Origin of the sequence: Cupriavidus consociatus, assembly GCF_017814975.1 — a bacterium.
Lineage (GTDB): Bacteria > Pseudomonadota > Gammaproteobacteria > Burkholderiales > Burkholderiaceae > Cupriavidus > Cupriavidus consociatus.
In genome coordinates this window covers 1-779 of the sequence record NZ_JAGIQA010000149.1, presented here as the reverse complement: position 1 = coordinate 779, position 779 = coordinate 1, and the positions used below count along the sequence as shown (strand labels likewise).

1 rRNA gene is annotated in these 779 nt (G+C 51.2%); it reads right to left on the bottom strand.

What is annotated here, in order from left to right:
- Positions 1-539, bottom strand: a 23S ribosomal RNA gene (locus J8I82_RS37840); the annotation flags it as partial.
- Positions 540-779 lie beyond the last annotated feature (240 nt).

The window sequence follows — 779 nt, the reverse complement described above, 5'->3', positions numbered from 1 at the left end:
GGCTCCGACTGTTTGTATGCATGCGGTTTCAGGATCTATTTCACTCCCCTCCCGGGGTTCTTTTCGCCTTTCCCTCACGGTACTGGTTCACTATCGGTCGATCACGAGTATTTAGCCTTGGAGGATGGTCCCCCCATCTTCAGACAGGATTTCACGTGTCCCGCCCTACTTGTCGTACACCTAGTTCCACAACGCTGTTTTCGCATACAGGGCTATCACCTGCTAGGGCCGGGCTTTCCATCCCGTTCTGCTAACAATGCTGCTAAAGAGTACAAGGCTCTTCCCATTTCGTTCGCCACTACTTTGGGAATCTCGGTTGATTTCTGTTCCTGCAGCTACTTAGATGTTTCAGTTCGCCGCGTTCGCTTCCCACACCTATGGATTCAGTGTGGGATGACCCATACGGGCCGGGTTTCCCCATTCGGACATCTCCGGATCAAAGCTTGTTTGCCAGCTCCCCGAAGCTTTTCGCAGGCTACCGCGTCCTTCATCGCCTGTGATCGCCAAGGCATCCACCACATGCACTTGTTCGCTTGACCCTATAACGAGTGTGTCTCGATTGCTCGAAACCTCGCTACAGGTTGAGTTCTCGCATTTGTGCCGTATTCCAAGTCATCTTTCGATCACTTAAATACTTTGGTTGATACAATCACAACCCGGTATCGCGTTTGTACTGCAGCGTCTCATCAACGCTCGCGCGACACCTTTACTACATCCCATATTGTTAAAGAACAGCCGATCCTTCGATCGCTTGGCAATGCCAAATGCAAACGCTCAAG